The sequence below is a fragment of the Azospirillum sp. B21 genome, assembly GCF_008364825.1.
GTDB lineage: Bacteria > Pseudomonadota > Alphaproteobacteria > Azospirillales > Azospirillaceae > Azospirillum.
Genome location: NZ_VTTO01000006.1, coordinates 358,029 through 375,869 on the forward strand (window position 1 = coordinate 358,029; position 17,841 = coordinate 375,869).

The following is a 17,841-nucleotide window of genomic DNA, read 5'->3' on the forward strand; positions in this document are numbered from 1 at the left end:
GACCGACGACGCGACACCCGCCCAAAGAAGAAGGACCGTGCACATGGCCGAGACCAAGGCCCCCCCTCAGGCTTCCACCCCGGCTTCCCCCCAGGTGCCCGACGTCAAGCTGCCCGACCCGGTCGAGATGTCGCGGGCGATGACCCGCATCGCCGAACAGAGCCAGCGGTTGGTTTCCGAATTCCTCGCGCGCCAGGCATCCGACGGCGCCGGCCCGAAGAGCCCGGACCCGATGGGCGTCGGCCATGCCTTCCTGGAGATGACCACCCGCATGATGGCCGACCCGGCCAAGCTCATGCAGGCGCAGATGTCGCTGTGGCAGGACTACCTGACCCTGTGGCAGCGCACCACCCAGCGCTTCTTCGGGCAGGAGACGCAGCCGGTCATCGCACCCGCCAAGGACGATCGCCGCTTCAAGGACGCCGCCTGGGACGAGAACACGCTGTTCGACTTCATCAAGCAGTCCTACCTGCTGAGCGCCCGGTGGATGCAGTCGACCGTCAATCAGGTCGAGGGGCTGGACGACCACACGGCCAAGAAGGTCGATTTCTACACCCGCCAGTTCGTCGACGCGATGGCGCCCTCCAACTTCGTCATGACGAATCCGGAGGTCCTGCGCGCCACCATCGAGAGCGGCGGCGAGAATCTGGTCAAGGGCCTGGAGCATCTGCTGAAGGACCTGGAGCGCGGCAAGGGCGAGCTGCGCATCTCCATGACCGACTACGACGCCTTCCAGCTGGGCAAGAACATCGCGGTCACGCCGGGCAAGGTCGTCTTCCAGACCAGCCTGATGCAGCTGATCCAGTACACGCCGACCACGCCGGACGTGAACAAGCGCCCGCTGATGATCGTGCCGCCCTGGATCAACAAGTTCTACATCCTGGACCTGCGCGAGAAGAACAGCTTCATCAAATGGGCGGTCGACCAGGGCCACACCGTCTTCGTCCTGTCCTGGGTCAACCCGGACGAGACGCTGGCGGCCAAGGGCTTCGAGGACTACATGGTCGAAGGCCCGCTGGCGGCGCTGGACGCCATCCAGAAGGCGACCGGCGAGCGCGACGTCAACGCCATCGGCTATTGCCTGGGCGGCACGCTGCTGGCCTCCACGCTGGCCTACATGGCGGCCAAGAAGGACGACCGCATCAAGTCGGCTACCTTCTTCACCACCATGCTGGACTTCACCGAAGCCGGCGAGCTGTCGGTCTTCATCGACGAGGAGCAGCTGACCTTCATCGAAGGGCAGATGGCCGAGCAGGGCTATCTCGACGGCTCCAAGATGGCGACCACCTTCAACATGCTGCGCGCCAACGACCTGATCTGGTCGTTCGTCGTCAACAACTACCTGCTGGGCAAGGACCCGTTCCCGTTCGACCTGCTGTACTGGAACGGCGACAGCACCCGCATGCCGGCGGCGATGCACAGCTTCTACCTGCGCAACATGTACCAGAAGAACATGCTGGCGCAGCCGGGGGCCGTGACGCTGAAGGGCGTTCCGATCGACCTGACCAAGGTCAAGGTCCCAGCGCTGTTCCTGTCGGCCCGCGAGGACCACATCGCCCCGTGGAAGAGCACCTACAGCGGCGCCCAACTGTTCAGCGGCCCGGTCAAGTTCGTGCTCGGCGCCTCCGGCCACATTGCCGGCGTCGTCAACCCGCCGGCGGCCAACAAGTACTGCTACTGGACCAGCGACAAGCTGGCCAAGACCTCCGACGAGTGGCTGGAGAAGGCGACTCAGACCCCCGGCTCCTGGTGGCCGGAATGGAACAAGTGGGTCGGCCAGTTCGCCGACGGCAAGGTCCCGGCCCGGCAGCCCGGCGACGGCGCCCTTCCCGCCCTGGAAGACGCCCCCGGCTCCTACGTCAAGGTCAAGAACGAGTAAGCCCGACGAACGGGGAACTGTGATGAAGGCCCCTCTCCCGACCGGAGAGGGGCTTTTTCTTTGCCTGCCGGGTACACGTCCGGAAGCGGTCAGGCACCAAGCCCCCTTGGAATTGACCCGGATCAAGGAGAGACCTCTAATAGATATGCCATGGTTAACGGACGCTTTCGGCAAGACAGGCGCACGACGCCGTCACCCATCAGCGAACAGGGGTGCCGGAAGACAGAAGAGTCGGATACCGGACAGTTGAAGCATGAGCTTGATCTTCTCTCCTGATTCCCTTTTCGGAGCGCGGTCGACACAACGCAACATCAGCTCCCATCTGCTTGGGATCGTGGTCACCGCCTTGGTTTCGATGGCGCTGATCGCCGTCGGTCTGGTCACCTACACCCTTTCCAGGCAGCGCGACTTCGCCGAGGCCGAGATGTCGGTGACCGCCCGCGCCCTGTCCGTCGCCCTCGACCAGCAGCTGCTCGTCACCAGGGCGGCACTTGAGAGCATCGGCGCGGCCGTCACCGAAGGCGGCGATCCGGAACAGCTCCGCCGCATCGCCCGGACCGTTCAGGCGATGCATCCCAACTGGTCGGCGGTGAGCCTGCGCGATGCCGGCGGCACCACGCTGTTCAGCACCGCCGTCCCCTATGGAGCCCCGGCGCCGGAACCAACCGACGTCTCCACGCAGATCGCCGAGGTGATCGGCAGCGGGCATCCCCAGGTCACCGGCCTGATGTACGATCCCGTCTCCAACACCCCCGTGGCCGCAGTCCTGGTGCCGGTCCAAGCCAGGGACGGCCGGCGCTTCGCGCTGGTGGCGGAGGTCGCGGCTTCCAAATGGGAAGATCTCCTGCGCAACCAGCAGATCCCTGCGGGCTGGGTGGCGGGCATCGTCGACCGGACCGGCATCGTCATCGCCCGAACCCGCGCCAGCGAGCAGTATGTCGGCCGGCCGGTCCGCGACTGGATGAGAGAAGCGATCCAGTCGGCACCCGAAGGACGGGCGGAAGGCCCGGCTTTGGAGGGAGAGATTCTGTCCCTCGCCTTCTCGCGCTCCACGGTTTCCGGCTGGACGGTGACCTTCGCGGCACCCGCCGCCTTCTTCCAGGAACCGCTGCGTCGGTCGCTGTGGACGAGCATGGCGATCTGCGGCCTCGCTCTCGGGGCCGCCTCGCTGCTGGTCCTGCACTATGCCCGCCGGCTGTCCCGCTCCGTCGTCGGTCTGGCGCGGATGGCCGACGCGATGCAGACGCCGGGCGCCACCCTGCCACCGCCGCCGCCCGCCGACATGGAAGAGCTGACGTCCGTCTATGACAGCATGAGGCAGGCGACAGACCAGCTGCGCAAAGCGGAAGAGCAGCGGATGACCTCGATGCGGGAGCTGCAACATCGGGTGAAGAACGACCTGCAGGCGATCATGGCCCTGCTCGCGCTGGAAAGCCGGCAGAGCAGGAGCGACGAGACCCAGCGCATCCTGAAGGAGCTGGAAGGCCGCATCGAAGCGCTCCGGCTCGTCCACAGCCGGCTGTACGAGGCCAAGCTGATCGGCCGGATCGAGCTGGGCGGCTACCTGCGCGAGCTGTGCGGAAACTCCGTCGCGCTGTATGGGCGCGGTCATGCCGCAGGCATCCGCTTCGAAGCGGCGGTCGGCGAAGTCCATGTCGACCACGATACCGCCGTCTCGCTCGGCCTGATCGCCAACGAGTTCATCACCAACAGCGCCAAGCATGCCTTCCCCGGCCGGGCCGGAACCATCAGCCTCGACCTTGCCGTGCCGGAACCGGGCAAGGTCCGCCTGCGGCTGTCGGACGACGGGGTCGGGCTGCCGCCGAACCGGACCCGGTCGTCCGGCATGCGGCTGATCTCGATGCTGGCCGGACAGGTCGGGGCGACGCCGGACTGGGGTGCCGAGGCCGGCACCTCCCTGCGGCTGTCGTTCCGCGTCGAGGAGGAACGGGCGGCGGCGTGACGCGAAACCTCCGCCGCGAGCCTCCCGAGGAGAAGTGCCGGTGGGGGCTCCCGGCGGGGGTTTTCCTGTCCGGCCCAATCCGATAGTGTTACGCACGCGCACGTTAAGGGTTTGTTTGCCCTTTTCACGCCACCTAAGGCCTGCGCACATTCGCACGCCCCGGGGATCCGCCGTCCATGCCTTCCGACGCCCAGACTGGAACGATGGGAACCGCCGCGGCAACGATGGGCAATGCCGAACCGGTCAAGCTCGCCGAACGCTATGAAATCCAGCCCGGCGCGCCAATCCCCCTGCTGAATGCCGTCGGCGGCAACGCCTTCGCCGCCAAGGCTCTGCGCGAGAAGCGGATCGAGCCCTTCGCCATCATCTGCCATGCGGCGATGCTGCCGCGGATGGACATCTGCTCCACCGTCGGCAGCCTCGACAACGCCACCCACATGCGGCTGCTCGACTGGGGGCTGGTGGACTGGCCGCAGGACCGCGGGCGGCGCTATTGCCTGGTGTTCGAGCGGCCGGGCGGCAAGCGGCTGATGGGGTCGCTGACCGACACGCTGGACCCGATGCCGGAAGACCAGCTGACCCGGCAGATCATCCACCCGCTGGTGTCGGCGCTGAAGGAGCTGTCGAGCCGCGGCGTGATCCACGGCGCGATCCGCCCAGCCAACCTGTTCTACCGTGATCTCGCGTCCGGCGGGCTGATGCTGGGCGACTGCGTGTCGACGCAGCCCGGATACGGCCAGCCGGTCCTGCTGGAGACGATCGAGCGCGGCATGGCCAACCCGGCAGGCCGCGGCACCGGCACCATCGCCGACGACCTCTATTCGCTGGGCGTCACCCTGCTGATCCTGGCGCTGGGCCGCAACCCGCTGGCCGGGCTGGACGACGACGCCGTTCTGCAGGCGAAGATGGAGCGCGGGTCCTACCCGGCCCTGGTCCAGCAACTCCGGCTGCCGCTGGCGATCAACGAGGTGGTGCGCGGCCTGCTGGTGGACGATCCCAAGCAGCGCTGGACCCTGAACGACCTCGACCTCTGGGTGGCCGGCCGCCGTCTCAGCCCGAAGCAGCCGCAGATTTCCCGCCGCGCCGCCCGGCCGCTGGAATTCCAGGGGGCCGAATACTGGCACTGCCGCACGCTGGCCCGCGCCTTCGCCCGCCATGCCCCCGCCGCGGCCAGCGTCATCGAAAGCGGGGAGCTGGACAAGTGGCTGCGCCGGTCTATGGGCGACGAGGTTCGGGCGGAAGCGGTCGGCAACGCCATCCAGACCGCGTCCAGCGGCAAGGGCGGCAGCCAGGGCGACCGGCTGGTGGCGCGCGTCTGCATCGCGCTCGACCCCACCGCCCCCATCCGCTACCGCGGCCGGGCGATGATGCCGGACGGCATCGCCACCATGCTGGCCGATGCCTTCATGCGCGGCGAATCCCCCCAGGCGGTGGCGGAGGTGATCGCCAACCAGCTGCCGATGTTCTGGGTCAATGTCCAGACCGACTTCAAGCCGGAATTCGTGCCGCTGGTGCAGACCTTCGACCAGCTGCGCGGCTTCCTCGACCGCTCCTCCCACGGGCTGGGGGTGGAGCGGGTGCTGTACGAGATGAACCCGACCATGCCCTGCATGAGCGCCCTGGTCGCCAAGCAGCTTCCGACGACGCCGGCGGAACTGCTGCGGGCACTGGACTGGATCGCCGCCGGCGGGGAACGGCACAAGGACCCCATCGACCGCCAGATCGCCGCCTTTCTCGGCGCCCGCAACAAGCGCGGGGACGAGCTGCTGTTCACCCAGCTCGGCAGCGGGGTGGAGCCGATGCGGCGGGTCATCGCCATGCTGACCATCCTGTCCGACATCCAGGCTCGCACCGGGGTGGACGGGCTGACGCATCTGGCCTCCTGGGTGGTGGCTCTGCTCGATCCCGCCTTCCGCCGCTTCCACAACCGGCCCCAGCAGCAGGAGGTGCGCAAGATGGCCGACGCCGCCGCGCACAACGGCCGGCTGACCGAGTTGCTGAAGGTGGTCGACGACCCCGAGGCGCTGCGGCGCGACCGTCTGGAATTCGAAGCGGCGCAGATCGCCTATCGTGAGGCGGATGCGGAGATGGACAAGATCCGCCACACCATCGCCGACCGCAACGCCATCATCGAGACGTCGGGCCGGCAGGTCGCCGCGATCGTGTCGAGCCTGCTGTCGACCGTGCTGGTCGCCGCAATCATCCTGTTCTTCGCCTTCTGACCGGATAACGGGGGGATCGCCATGGCGCGCAAGAAAAAGAAGAAGGGCGGCGCCCTCACCCTGATCCTGCTGATCATCCCGGCGGCGCTGATCGTGCTGCCGACCACCATCCTGTTCGGGGTGGGGATGATCCCGACCATCGTCGCCTATGTCGTCGACCGCGATCCCGACAAATCGGCGCCGATCACCGTCGGCGGGCTGAATTTCTGCGGCTGCATGCCCTTCGCCATCGACTTGTGGAAGCACCAGCACACCATCGGCGCCGCCGCGAAGATCTTCGCCGACCCGCTGGCCTGGCTGGTGATGTATACGGCCGCCGCCGTCGGCTGGGGCCTCTATTACGGCATCCCGCCGCTGGTCGCCGGCATGGAGGTCACCCGCGCCGAAAAGCGGGTGGAGGTGCTGAAGCAGAAGAAGGTGGCGCTGGTCCAGGAATGGGGGCCGGACGTCGCCGGCGATTATTTCGACGAATCCGGTGGCCTGGAACCGGGCGCGGAAATGGAAGGCGCGTGACGGAACCGGACCGCTTGCGACCGGGGCTATCGCCATATGCGATAGCCCACAGCCTTGCAAGCAGGCCCCTCTTGCAACCGAACCCGGCGGCAGGGCATGATCGGCGGCACGGACCGCGTGGTCGGCCGAGGGGTCGGAATGTTCAGCGTCAGCCAGGATGAAGCCGCCGCCATTCAGAAGGCGTTTCACGAAAGCGGCGAATGGGCGGCGGTCGTCGAATTGCGGCGACATTTCCCCATTCAGGACAATGTGAACGCCCTGAACGCCGTACGGGCCATCGTCAAATGGGCCCGGCCGCCGCATGCGGCTTCCGCCGATACGCCCGTCTGACCGGGATCAGCCGACGCTGGCCGCCACCGCCCGCGCAACCTCGGCGTGGATGGAATCGTGCTGCTTGAAGTCCTTCGCCGTCTGGGTCAGGTAGCTGGCGACCAGCAGCGGCGGGCGGTTCTCCGGCCAGAGGATGGCGATGTCGTTGGCGGTGCCGTTGGTGCCGGTCCCGGTTTTGTCGCCGACGCGCCAACCGGCCGGCACCCCGGCGCGCAACCGCTTGTCGCCGGTCTTGTTGGCAATCATCCAATCGGCCAGCTGCCGGCGGGAGTCCGGACGCAGCACGTCGCCGACCAGAAGCCGTTCCATGCTGCGCACCATGGCGGCAGGCGTGGTCGTATCGCGCGGATCGCCGGGAATGGCGGTGTTCAGCGTCGGTTCGTTGCGGTCCAGGCGGGTGGTCTTGTCGCCGAAGCCCCGCAGGAAGGCGGTGAGGCCGGCCGGGTCGCCGACGCCCGGCAGCAGCAGGTTGGCCGCCACATTGTCGCTGAGCGTCATCGTCGCCTCGCAGAGCTCCGCCACCATCGGCGGCGTGCCGTTCAGCCGCTTTTCAGCGAAAGGCGCATAGGGCACCATGTCGGCCTGCGTCACCGGGATTCGCCGGTCCAGCCGCTCCTTGCCCTGGTCCACTGCCTTCAGCACGGCGGCAGCCAATAGAAATTTGAAGGTGCTGCACATCGGGAACCGCTCGTCCACGCGCCAGCCCTGCAGCCGTCCGCTTCCGGTGTCGAGCACCGCGACCCCCAGTCGTCCGCCGGTCCGCTCCTCCAGGGCCGCCAAGCGCTCCGCCAGTCCATTGGTCGCGGACTCTTTGCCTTTCGCCGCTTGCGCCGCAGTTGCAGTGAGCAGCAGCGCCCCACCCGTCGCCACCAGGAAACCCCGTCTTCCGATCATTGCGGCCACCTTCCTTGCCGTTGCGATGGCCGGACGATAGAAACCCGGCGCCACGCGAACAAACGAGGTTTCCTCGCGGAAGGCACAAATTAAACTAATGGCTGAAGAGCTTTCCCGGCCCACCGCCGCCGTGGCACCCTATGGACCGCCAGCGATGGGCGAAGGGAGCAGGCAGATGCCGTTGCGTCAGGACATGGAGACCGGCCGGTTCGAGGCACGGGCCGAGGATGGCACCATCCATTCGGTCGTCGAGGTCACCAGCTACATCCAGATGGTCACTTTCCGCGGCCCCGCCGGCTGGGTGCCGGACGGGAAGAGCTATCGCCTTGATGCCGGCGAGGCGGTGGAGGAGACGGCGGACGGCGGGTTCCGCATCGCCGCGACGGGGCTGGCGCTCCGGCGGATCGGCTGAAGACCGGCGGTTTCGCTCCGTGGCCGGGGCCATGGCGGTCCGCCTGATGTTCTCGATCACGAAGCCGCTGAAGGCCTGCAGAGACCGGACAAGAAATCGCTCCAATACGGTGACGAGACCGAAAGCTTAACCTCGGCGAAGGCTTTCAAAGTCATGTTTATTTTCTTCACTTGGTTAATCAGGCAAGGCACATCCTCACCGATCCCCCCTATCAGTTCGTATATGTAGTTAAACTACATTGCGGATTGCTCAATATCTACGGTACAAATTCTTGCGTCATGAAAATGTTCACCGCCCGAGATGATCTAGATCAATCATTCCAGCAACTGGTATGACCACTCTTGCGAACCGATCAGGGTGGATGTAGGTTTCCTACATACCGCAGGGAACCGCGACATAGCAGGTTCCGGGCCCGTTTGCCGGCCGCATGGCGACACCCGACGGGAGACGCCCGATCATGGTTACGACTGTCAAATCCCTCTCCGACCTGAACGCCCTGATCTCGCGCGTGAAGGCGGCGCAAGCGCGCTTTGCCGAGTATTCGCAGGAGAAGGTCGACCTGATCTTCCGCAGCGCGGCTCTGGCCGCCGCCGATGCCCGCATCCCGCTCGCCAAGATGGCGGTGGCGGAGACCGGCATGGGCGTGATGGAAGACAAGGTCATCAAGAACCACTTCGCCGCCGAATACATCTACAACAAGTACAAGGACGACAAGACCTGCGGCGTCCTGTCGGAGGACGATGATGCCGGCATCCTCACCATCGCCGAGCCGGTCGGCCTGATCTGCGGCATTGTCCCCACCACCAACCCGACCTCCACCGCCATCTTCAAGGCGCTGATCGCGCTGAAGACCCGCAACGGACTGGTCCTCTCCCCCCATCCCCGCGCCCGCAAATCGACCTGCGAGGCCGCCCGCCTGGTGCTCGCCGCCGCGGTCGAGGCCGGCGCCCCCGACGACATCATCGGCTGGATCGACGAGCCCTCGCTGGAGCTCTCCAACGCCGTCATGCACCACCCGGACATCAACCTGATCCTCGCCACCGGCGGGCCGGGCATGGTCAAGGCCGCCTATTCGTCGGGCAAGCCCGCCATCGGCGTCGGCGCCGGCAACACCCCGGCCGTCATCGACGAGTTCGCCGACATCAAGCGCGCGGTCGCCTCCATCCTGATGTCCAAGACCTTCGACAACGGCGTGGTCTGCGCGTCCGAGCAGTCGGCGGTGGTGGTCGATGCCGTCTATGACGCCGTGCGCGACCGCTTCGCCCACCATGGCGGCTACATCCTCTCAGGCATCGAGGCCGATGCCGTGCGCAAGGTTCTGCTGGTCGACGGCCATCTCAACGCCGACATCGTCGGCCAGCCCGCCCACGCCATCGCCGCCATGGCCGGCCTCACCGTCCCGCACGCCACCAAGGTGCTGATCGCCGAGGTCACGGACGTCGACGATGCCGAGCCCTTCGCCCACGAGAAGCTCTCCCCCACCCTGGCGCTCTACCGCGCCAAGGACTTCCATGAGGCCTGCGACAAGGCCGCGGCGCTGGTGGCGCTCGGCGGCATCGGCCACACCTCGGTGCTCTACACCGACCAGGACCAGCAGAGCGACCGCATCCGCCATTTCGGCGACAAGATGAAGACCGCCCGCATCCTGATCAACACGCCGTCGTCGCATGGCGGCATCGGCGACCTCTACAATTTCCGCCTCGCGCCGTCGCTGACGCTGGGCTGCGGGTCGTGGGGCGGCAACTCGATCTCCGAGAATGTCGGGCCGCAGCACCTGATCAACAAGAAGACGGTGGCGAAGAGGGCGGAGAACATGCTGTGGCACAAGCTGCCCAAGTCGATCTACTTCCGCCGCGGCTGCCTGCCGTTTGCGCTTGAGGAGCTGCGCGGCAAGAAGCGCTGCCTGATCGTCACCGACCGCTTCCTGTTCGAGAACGGCCATGTCGCCGAGAGCGTCCGCGTGCTGAAGTCGCTGGGGCTGGAGGTGGAGACCTTCTTCGAGGTCAGCGCCGACCCGACGCTGGCGGTGGTGCGCAAGGGCGTCGCTCTGGCCAATGCCTTCCAGCCCGACGTGATCCTGGCGCTGGGCGGCGGCTCGCCGATGGACGCGGCCAAGATCATCTGGGTGATGTACGAGGCGCCCGAGGTTGCCTTCGAGGATCTGGCGCTGCGCTTCATGGACATCCGCAAGCGCATCTACACCTTCCCCAAGCTCGGCGTGAAGGCGCAGCTGGTCGCGGTGCCGACCACGTCCGGCACGGGATCGGAGGTGACGCCGTTTGCCGTGGTGACCGACGAGCGCACCGGCACCAAATACCCGATCGCCGATTACGAGCTGACGCCGACGCTGGCGATCATCGACGCCAACCTGGTGATGGACATGCCCAAGGGTCTGACGGCGGCGGGCGGCATCGACGCGGTGACGCATGCGCTGGAAGCCTATGTCTCGGTGGTGGCGAACGAGTACACCGACGGTCAGGCTCTGCAGGCGCTGAAGCTCCTGAAAGAGAACCTGCCCTCGGCCTATCGCAATGGGTCGAAGGACCCGAAGGCGCGGGAGCTGGTTCACAACGCGGCGACGCTGGCCGGCATCGCCTTCGCCAACGCCTTCCTTGGGGTCTGCCATTCGATGGCGCACAAGCTGGGGGCGGAGTTCCACATTCCGCACGGCATCGCCAACGCGCTGCTGATCGCCAACGTGATCCGCTACAACGCGGCGGACATCCCGACCAAGCAAACGGCGTTCAGCCAGTATGACCGGCCCAAGGGCGTGGCGCGCTATGCGCAGATCGCCCGGCATCTGGAACTGGGCGGCAGCCGCGACCATGAGCGGGTGGAGAAGCTGATCGGCTGGGTCGAGGAGCTGAAGCAGGCCCTGGAGATCCCGGCCTCGATCCAGGCGGCGGGGGTGCCGGAGGCGGCGTTCCTGGCGCGGGTCGATGCGATCGCCGAGGCGGCCTTCGACGACCAGTGCACCGGCGCCAACCCGCGCTATCCGCTGGTCGCCGAGATCAGGCAGCTGCTCATCGACAGCTACTATGGCCGCGCCTATGCCGAGCCGTCCGCCCAGGATGCCGCTCCCGCGCAAGCCCCGGCGAAGGCCGCCGCACGCAAGGACAACGGCGCCCGCAAGGAAGCGGCGCTCGCCAAATGACCGGCGGCAGGGGGCTGCCATGCCGCAAGCCCCCTGCCCTTTTCAATTCCATCCGAGGAACAAGACCATGAGCAAAGCCATCATGTGGGCCGAAACCGATGCCCGCGGCTTTCAGACCGAATGTCTGTTCAACGAAGACAACCGCAGCTACGAAGTGCTGGTCTGCGCCAGAGCCATGGGCGTCGACCGGGCGGAGAGCTTCCCGGTGATCGAGGATCCCGGCCTGGGCATGAGCGCCGACGATCTGCACCGCTCGATCCGGCTGGCCGACCGCCTCGTGTCGGAGGTCGAACGGTCTCTGGGCGACTGCTGACCGTCCCTGCATCGATCAGGACTCTGTTGCGGCGCATATCCTGTGGCATAAGGGGCCAACCACGCCACGGGATTTCAGCCGGATATGATTCGTTTCGATAACGTCAGCAAGCAGAATGGTCACCGCATTCTTTTCCTGGAGGCCTCTGCGGCACTGAACCGGGGTGAAAAGATCGGCCTCGTCGGCCCCAACGGTGCGGGCAAGACCACCCTGTTCCGCATGATCACCGGCGAGGAGCAGCCGGACGCCGGGCAGGTAGCCATCGAGAAGCAGGTCAGCATCGGCTATTTCAACCAGGATGTCGGCGAAATGTCCGGCCGCAGCGCGGTCGCCGAGGTCATGGACGGCGCCGGCCCGGTCAGTATCGTCGCAGCTGAGTTGGCCGAGCTGGAAGCGGCCATGGCCGACCCGGACCGCGCCGACGAGATGGATGCCATCATCGAACGCTACGGCGAGGTGCAGGCGCGCTTCGACGAGCTGGGCGGCTACGAACTGGAAGGCAAGGCGCGCGAGGTTCTGGCCGGCCTCAGCTTCAGCCAGGAGATGATGGACGGCGATGTCGGCGGCCTGTCCGGCGGCTGGAAGATGCGCGTGGCGCTCGCCCGCATCCTGCTGATGCGGCCCGACGCCATGCTGCTGGACGAGCCCAGCAACCATCTGGACATCGAAAGCCTGATCTGGCTGGAAGGCTTCCTGAAGGGCTATGAGGGCGCCCTGCTGATGACCTCGCACGACCGCGAGTTCATGAACCGCATCGTCACCAAGATCATCGAGATCGACGGCGGAACGCTGACCAGCTATTCCGGCGACTATACATTCTACGAAAAGCAGCGGGCGCTGAAGGAGAAGCAGCAGGAGGCGCAGTTCGAACGGCAGCAGGCCATGCTGGCGAAGGAACTGAAGTTCATCGAGCGCTTCAAGGCCCGCGCCTCGCACGCTTCCCAGGTGCAGAGCCGGGTGAAGAAGCTGGACAAGATCGAGCGCTTCGAGCCGCCCAAGCGCCGTCAGGTCGTGACCTTCGATTTCCCGCCGGCCCCGCGTTCCGGCGACGACGTCGCGGTGCTGAAGAACGTGCACAAGGGCTATGGCAGCCGGGCGATCTACCAAGGGTTCGACCTGACCATCCGCCGCAAGGAGCGCTGGTGCGTCATGGGCGTCAACGGCGCCGGCAAGTCGACGCTGCTGAAGCTGATCGCCGGCGCGACCGAACCCGATGCCGGCACCGTCACCGTCGGCGGCAGCGTCAAAATGGGCTATTTCTCCCAGCACGCCATGGAACTGCTGGACGGCGACCAGACCATCTTCGAGTCGCTGGAAGCGCATTTCCCGCAGGCGAGCCAGGGATCATTGCGGGCGCTGGCCGGCTGTTTCGGTTTTTCCGGCGACGATGTGGAGAAGAAGTGCCGCGTGTTGTCGGGCGGCGAAAAGGCGCGGCTGGTGATGGCGATCATGCTGTTCAACCCGCCCAACTTCCTGGTGCTGGACGAACCGACCAACCACCTGGACCTCGACACCAAGCAGATGCTGATCGCGGCGCTGGGAGCGTATGAGGGCACGATGCTGTTCGTCTCGCACGACCGGCATTTCCTGGCCGCGCTGTCCAACCGCGTGCTGGAGCTGACGCCCGACGGCATCCACCAGTATGGCGGCGGCTACACCGAATATGTGGCGAGCACCGGACAGGAAGCGCCGGGCCTGCACAGCTGATCGGCAAGCAACGGGGAGCGCCGCACTGCGGCGCTCCCGCCAGCCTTACGCCGCCTTGATCGACGCCAGGAACTGTTCCACCTCGTGGCGCAGGGTTTCGGCCTGCCGGGCCAGTTCGCCGGCGGCCGACTGGACCTGACCGGCGGCACTGCCGGTCTCGCCCGCGGTCTGCGTCACCTGGGTGATGTTGACGGAGACCTCCTGCGTCCCGACCGCGGCCTGCTGCACGTTGCGGGAAATTTCGTTGGTCGCCGCACCCTGCTCCTCGATCGCCGCCGCGATGGCGGTGGAGATGTCGTTGATGCTGGTGATGGTCCCGCTGATCCCGCCGATGGCGGCGACGGCGCCGGACGTCGCCGACTGGATTCCGGAGATCTGGCTGGCGATCTCCTCCGTCGCCTTTGCGGTCTGGGCGGCAAGCGACTTCACCTCCCCGGCGACGACGGCGAAGCCCTTGCCGGCCTCCCCGGCCCGCGCCGCCTCGATGGTGGCGTTCAGCGCCAGCAGGTTGGTCTGGCTGGCAATGTTTGTGATGAGGTTCACCACGTCGCCGATGCGCTGTGCGGCGTCGGCCAGACCGCGCATGGTGTCGTTGGTTCGCGACGCCTCTTCCACCGCCTGCCCGGCGATGCGGGTGGAGTTCGTCACCTGCTGGCTGATCTCGCGAATGGAGCTGCTCATCTCCTCCGTCGCGGTGGCGACCGTCTGCACGTTGGCGCTGGTCTGCTCGGCCGCCGCAGCGACGGCTCCGGCCTGGGAGTTGGTCTGATGCGCCATCGCCACCATGCTCTGCGCCGTCGCGTCCAACTCCGACGCGGCCGAAGACACGGTGCGCAGGGCGGAGGCGGCGACCCGGTCGAAGTCGCCGATCAGCTGCTCGATCCGCTCTGTCCGGCGCAGCTTGGCGGCCTGCTCCGCCGCCTGCTCCGCCGCCAGCCGGTCGGCCTGCACCAGCCCGTCCTTGAACACCTGGACCGCCCGTGCCATGGCTCCGAGTTCGTCGCCCCGCGCAGTGCCGGTCACCTCGGTCGACAGGTCACGGGCGGCAAGCCGGCTCATCGTGCCGGTGATGCCCTGGATCGGCCGCGACACCGTGGCGATCATCATCCAGGCGGCGCCCAGACACACCGCCATGACGATGCCAAGCGCCGCGACGATCAGAATTCTGCTGCTCAGATAGACCTGCTCGCCGCGGATCGCCGATTCGGCTCCGTTCCTGGTGTTGAACTCCGTCAGTTCGTCCAGCAACTTCTTGGCAGACCGGTAGGCCACGCGGGAATCGCCGCGATACAGCACCGCCGCCTCGCTGTTCCGGTTGGCACGTGACGCGGGCAAAAGCTTCTGCTGGCTGATGGACAGGTAGCTGTCCCAGAGCGTGATGAACTTTCGATAATTCTCCGTCTCCCATCCCGGCGTCAGGAGAGCGGCATAGGCCTGCTTCGCCTTCTCCAAATCGTTCAGCACGACCTGCATCGTGTCTTCCTCGACCTTCAATTCCTGGGGCGTTTCGGAGGCAATATGGGCTCCTTCGAGAATCCGGTAGAAATCGAAAGCCGCACGCAATTCGCCGATGGATTTGACGCTGGGCAGCCAATTGTCCCGAACTTCCGCTGCCTCTTTGTTTACCTCGGAGAGTCTTTCGATGGAGAAAACACCGAGAATGAGTGTGAACAACATGACGAAGGCGAAGCTGATCAACGACTTCGTCCGTATGGTGGTGTCAGTGACCCATGACATTCGCATAGCTCTCCCTGTTGCGCCCATGCATGGGCTGGCGACCAAAATCTCCTACCTCAGTACTCAACAGATATCACGGCGAGGTGAATGAGCGATCTGAGGGAAACCCTGATCTTTCTCGAATGAAAACCCCAAATTCCGAGCAATTAATTAGCGTGCCCACGGCATTATTTTTCTTCAGAGATATAATTTTTACACCGGAAGGCTAAAAAATCGCGCGACCTGTAATATCATTACCACGGAAACCACCTTTTATTACATACGGTGCCCCACCAGACCGCCACCGACTTTGGATTTTCCCAATCCACACAAGTCTTGTATGCGCCGGAATCCGGGTCGATCACTCCGCCGCTCGCTCAGCCAACCGTTCACGGTCCGAACAACGCTGTTGACCAAACCTGTATTATGGATCATACAGGTTCCTGTCTGATCCAGAGACAGGCAGTGGTTTTCCAGCGAAGTTTCCAGCGACAGGGGAGGCGGAGCACTGTGAAGTCGGCGGTCGAACCCCTGAAAGCGCGCAGGATCTATCTGCTGCTGCGCGACCGCATCGTCACCGGCGAACTGCCGCCGGGTGCGCGCCTGCCGGGAGAACCGGCGCTGGCGACCGAACATGCCGTGTCGCGGGTCACCGTGCGCCGGGCGCTCGACCTGTTGGAAAAGGAAGGGCTGGTGCAGCGCAAGCCCGGCTCCGGCACCTTTGTGCACGACACCCGCGCCGTCCGCCCCATCGTCGCCGACCTGTCCAACGTGCTGTCGCACCTGATCGACATGGGGCGCAGCACCGATGTGAGGCTGCTGTCCTTCGGCTATGTCGTGCCCTCCGAAGCCATCGCCGCAAGCCTGGGGCTGCAGCCGGGGGAGCGGGTACAGCGGTCGGTGCGCGTGCGCCTGATCGATGGGGAGCCCTTCTCCTACCTGACCACCCATGTGCCGGAATGGATCGGCCTGACCTATTCGGAGGCGGAACTGGCGGCGCGCCCGCTGCTGGAGCTGATCGAACGGTCGGGCGTGGAAACCGACCGCGCGACCCAGGCGATCAACGCCACGCTGGCCGGACCGGACGCCGCGGCCGCGCTGGATTTGGAGATCGGATCGCCGCTGCTGACGCTGACCCGCATCGTCTACGAACCGTCTGGACGCGGCGTCGAGCATTTGCACGCGCAGTACCGGCCCGACCGCTACAGCTTCCATATGGACCTCGTGCGCACCGGCAACGACGGCGAACGGCGCTGGAGCCCGGCGCTGGGCCGGCCGCGCAGCAGTGACAAAAGCAAAACCGACAAGATCAAGACCGAAAAAAGCAAATCGGGCGAAAAGCCCACCCGCGCAGCGCGGGTCATCAAGCAGAGGAGTTGAGCGTAATGGGACGTTCGGTTCAGGACCCCGCGCTTTGCGGAATTTCCCGCCGCACCGTGTTGAAGGCCGGTGCCGCAGCTGCAGCCTTCGTCGCCGTGCCGGTGGCCGCCCCGTCGATCCTACGGGCACAGACGCCGGCGGTGAAGATTGGCATCCTCCAGCCGGTGACCGGCGCGCTGGCCCATGACGGCGACCTCGGCCGTCTGGGCGCCGAAATCGCGATCAACGAGATCAACGCGGCCGGCGGCATCAAGTCGCTGGGCGGCGCCAAGATCGAGATGGTGTTCGGCGACGCCCGCTCCACGCCCGAAGCCGGCACGCAGGAGGTGGAGCGCATGCAGGCGGAAGGCGTATCGGCCATCGTCGGCGGCTTCGCCAGCCCGATCTGCCTTGCCGCGTCCCAGGCGGCGGCGCGCTACGACCTGCCCTATCTGGTCGATGTCGGCGTGTCGGACCAGATCATGGCGCGCGGCCTGACCAACACCTTCCGCTTCAGCCCCGGCTTCGGCAAGGTCACGCAGGTGGCGCTCGACAACCTGACCGCCATCAACGAGCGGGCGGGCAAGCCGGCCAAGACCGTCGTGCTGGTGCATGAGGACGGGCTGTTCGGCTCCGGCCTCGCCAAACTGCTGCAGACGGAACTGCCCAAGCGCGGCTTCGAGATCCTGGAGACCATCGCCCACCCGACCCCGGCGCGCGACATGTCCAACGTGGCGCTGCGCATCCGCTCGCTGAACCCCGATCTGGTCATTCCGTCGAACTACTACGGCGAGTTCGTGCTGCTCGCCCGCACGATGCAGCAGCAGCGCATCAAGCCGAAGGGCGTCTACGCGATCCTGGGTGGAGCGGCGTCGAACGGCCGCTTCGTCAAGGAATTCCCGCAGGCGGCCCAGAACGTCATCGACTGCAACCACTGGCACGATCCGAAGAACCCGAAGGCGCTGGCCCTGCGCAAGGCGGTGGAGGACCAGGGCAAGTCCTTCGCCTACAACGTCCCGCTGAACTATTCGAACCTGCTGCTGCTGGCCGACGCCATCGAGCGCGCCGCCTCCACCGACCGCAAGAAGATCATCGAGGCGCTGAACGCCTCCAGCTTCGCCGGCCACATCATGCCCTACGGCCCGACGAAGTTCGTGAACGGCCAGAACGAAGGCGCCACCCCGATCAACACCCAGATCCAGGGCAGCGACATCAAGGTGATCTTCCCCGAAGCGTTCGCCGAGGCGAAGGCCAACTTCCCGGCGGCCTGATCCCTTTTTCCGCCGTCGCATCTCCGCATTTCCCTGCCCGTCCGGGACGCCGCAACCAGGCGCATCCCGGCCGGGTGACGGGACCATTCCCCTCATGCGCGGGCCGCC

General features: G+C 66.1%; 13 protein-coding genes. 11 read left to right on the forward strand and 2 right to left on the reverse strand.

Translation table 11 applies throughout. The annotated features are described in order from the left end of the window. Positions 1 to 43 precede the first annotated feature (43 nt). From phaC to FZ983_RS17320, 5 genes are all read left to right on the forward strand, one after another. Positions 44 to 1,879, forward strand: a complete 1,836-nt coding sequence (gene phaC / locus FZ983_RS17300; protein ID WP_149224744.1) for a class I poly(R)-hydroxyalkanoic acid synthase — start codon at positions 44 to 46, stop codon at positions 1,877 to 1,879. A 253-nt stretch (positions 1,880 to 2,132) separates the two neighbouring features. Continuing rightward, entirely contained in the window at positions 2,133 to 3,842 is a 1,710-nt protein-coding gene (locus FZ983_RS17305; RefSeq protein ID WP_149224745.1) for a sensor histidine kinase, read from the forward strand. Between the two features lie 176 nt (positions 3,843 to 4,018). Beyond that, entirely contained in the window at positions 4,019 to 6,064 is a 2,046-nt protein-coding gene (locus tag FZ983_RS17310; RefSeq protein ID WP_247883803.1) for a serine/threonine protein kinase, read from the forward strand. A 21-nt stretch (positions 6,065 to 6,085) separates the two neighbouring features. Beyond that, complete coding sequence (locus FZ983_RS17315) at positions 6,086 to 6,577, forward strand: hypothetical protein (protein WP_149224746.1); 492 nt, start codon at positions 6,086 to 6,088, stop codon at positions 6,575 to 6,577. A 96-nt stretch (positions 6,578 to 6,673) separates the two neighbouring features. Then, complete coding sequence (locus FZ983_RS17320; RefSeq protein WP_149224747.1) at positions 6,674 to 6,907, forward strand: hypothetical protein; 234 nt, start codon at positions 6,674 to 6,676, stop codon at positions 6,905 to 6,907. A 6-nt stretch (positions 6,908 to 6,913) separates the two neighbouring features. On the opposite strand, the gene bla is transcribed toward FZ983_RS17320, so the two are convergent. Continuing rightward, entirely contained in the window at positions 6,914 to 7,801 is an 888-nt protein-coding gene (bla, locus tag FZ983_RS17325; protein WP_149224748.1) for a class A beta-lactamase, read from the reverse strand. Between the two features lie 175 nt (positions 7,802 to 7,976). Between bla and FZ983_RS17330 the strand changes: the two genes are divergently transcribed. The 4 genes from FZ983_RS17330 (at position 7,977) to FZ983_RS17345 (ending at position 13,387) form a co-directional block, all read left to right on the forward strand. Continuing rightward, the gene (locus FZ983_RS17330; RefSeq protein WP_149224749.1) at positions 7,977 to 8,213 is read left to right on the forward strand and encodes a hypothetical protein; all 237 of its coding nucleotides are present in this window, start codon (positions 7,977 to 7,979) and stop codon (positions 8,211 to 8,213) included. A gap of 457 nt (positions 8,214 to 8,670) precedes the next feature. Beyond that, positions 8,671 to 11,367 carry a bifunctional acetaldehyde-CoA/alcohol dehydrogenase gene (gene adhE / locus FZ983_RS17335; RefSeq protein ID WP_149224750.1) on the forward strand — a complete coding sequence of 899 codons (2,697 nt, stop codon included), beginning with the start codon at positions 8,671 to 8,673 and terminating at the stop codon, positions 11,365 to 11,367. A gap of 67 nt (positions 11,368 to 11,434) precedes the next feature. Further along, a complete protein-coding gene (locus FZ983_RS17340) occupies positions 11,435 to 11,680 on the forward strand; it encodes a hypothetical protein (protein WP_188092372.1) in 246 nt (81 codons plus the stop codon). An 84-nt stretch (positions 11,681 to 11,764) separates the two neighbouring features. Then, the gene (locus FZ983_RS17345; protein ID WP_149224751.1) at positions 11,765 to 13,387 is read left to right on the forward strand and encodes an ABC-F family ATP-binding cassette domain-containing protein; all 1,623 of its coding nucleotides are present in this window, start codon (positions 11,765 to 11,767) and stop codon (positions 13,385 to 13,387) included. 45 nt (positions 13,388 to 13,432) lie between these two features. Here the strand turns inward: FZ983_RS17345 and FZ983_RS17350 are convergent, their stop codons facing one another. Continuing rightward, positions 13,433 to 15,151: a methyl-accepting chemotaxis protein gene (locus FZ983_RS17350; RefSeq protein ID WP_348771059.1), complete on the reverse strand. Its 1,719-nt coding sequence runs from the start codon at positions 15,149 to 15,151 to the stop codon at positions 13,433 to 13,435. A 462-nt stretch (positions 15,152 to 15,613) separates the two neighbouring features. On the opposite strand from FZ983_RS17350, the gene FZ983_RS17355 reads away from it, so the two are divergent. Together FZ983_RS17355 and FZ983_RS17360 are read left to right on the forward strand one after the other, a co-directional pair. After that, complete coding sequence (locus FZ983_RS17355; protein ID WP_149224753.1) at positions 15,614 to 16,483, forward strand: GntR family transcriptional regulator; 870 nt, start codon at positions 15,614 to 15,616, stop codon at positions 16,481 to 16,483. 5 nt (positions 16,484 to 16,488) lie between these two features. Continuing rightward, positions 16,489 to 17,733: an ABC transporter substrate-binding protein gene (locus FZ983_RS17360; protein ID WP_149224754.1), complete on the forward strand. Its 1,245-nt coding sequence runs from the start codon at positions 16,489 to 16,491 to the stop codon at positions 17,731 to 17,733. Positions 17,734 to 17,841 lie beyond the last annotated feature (108 nt).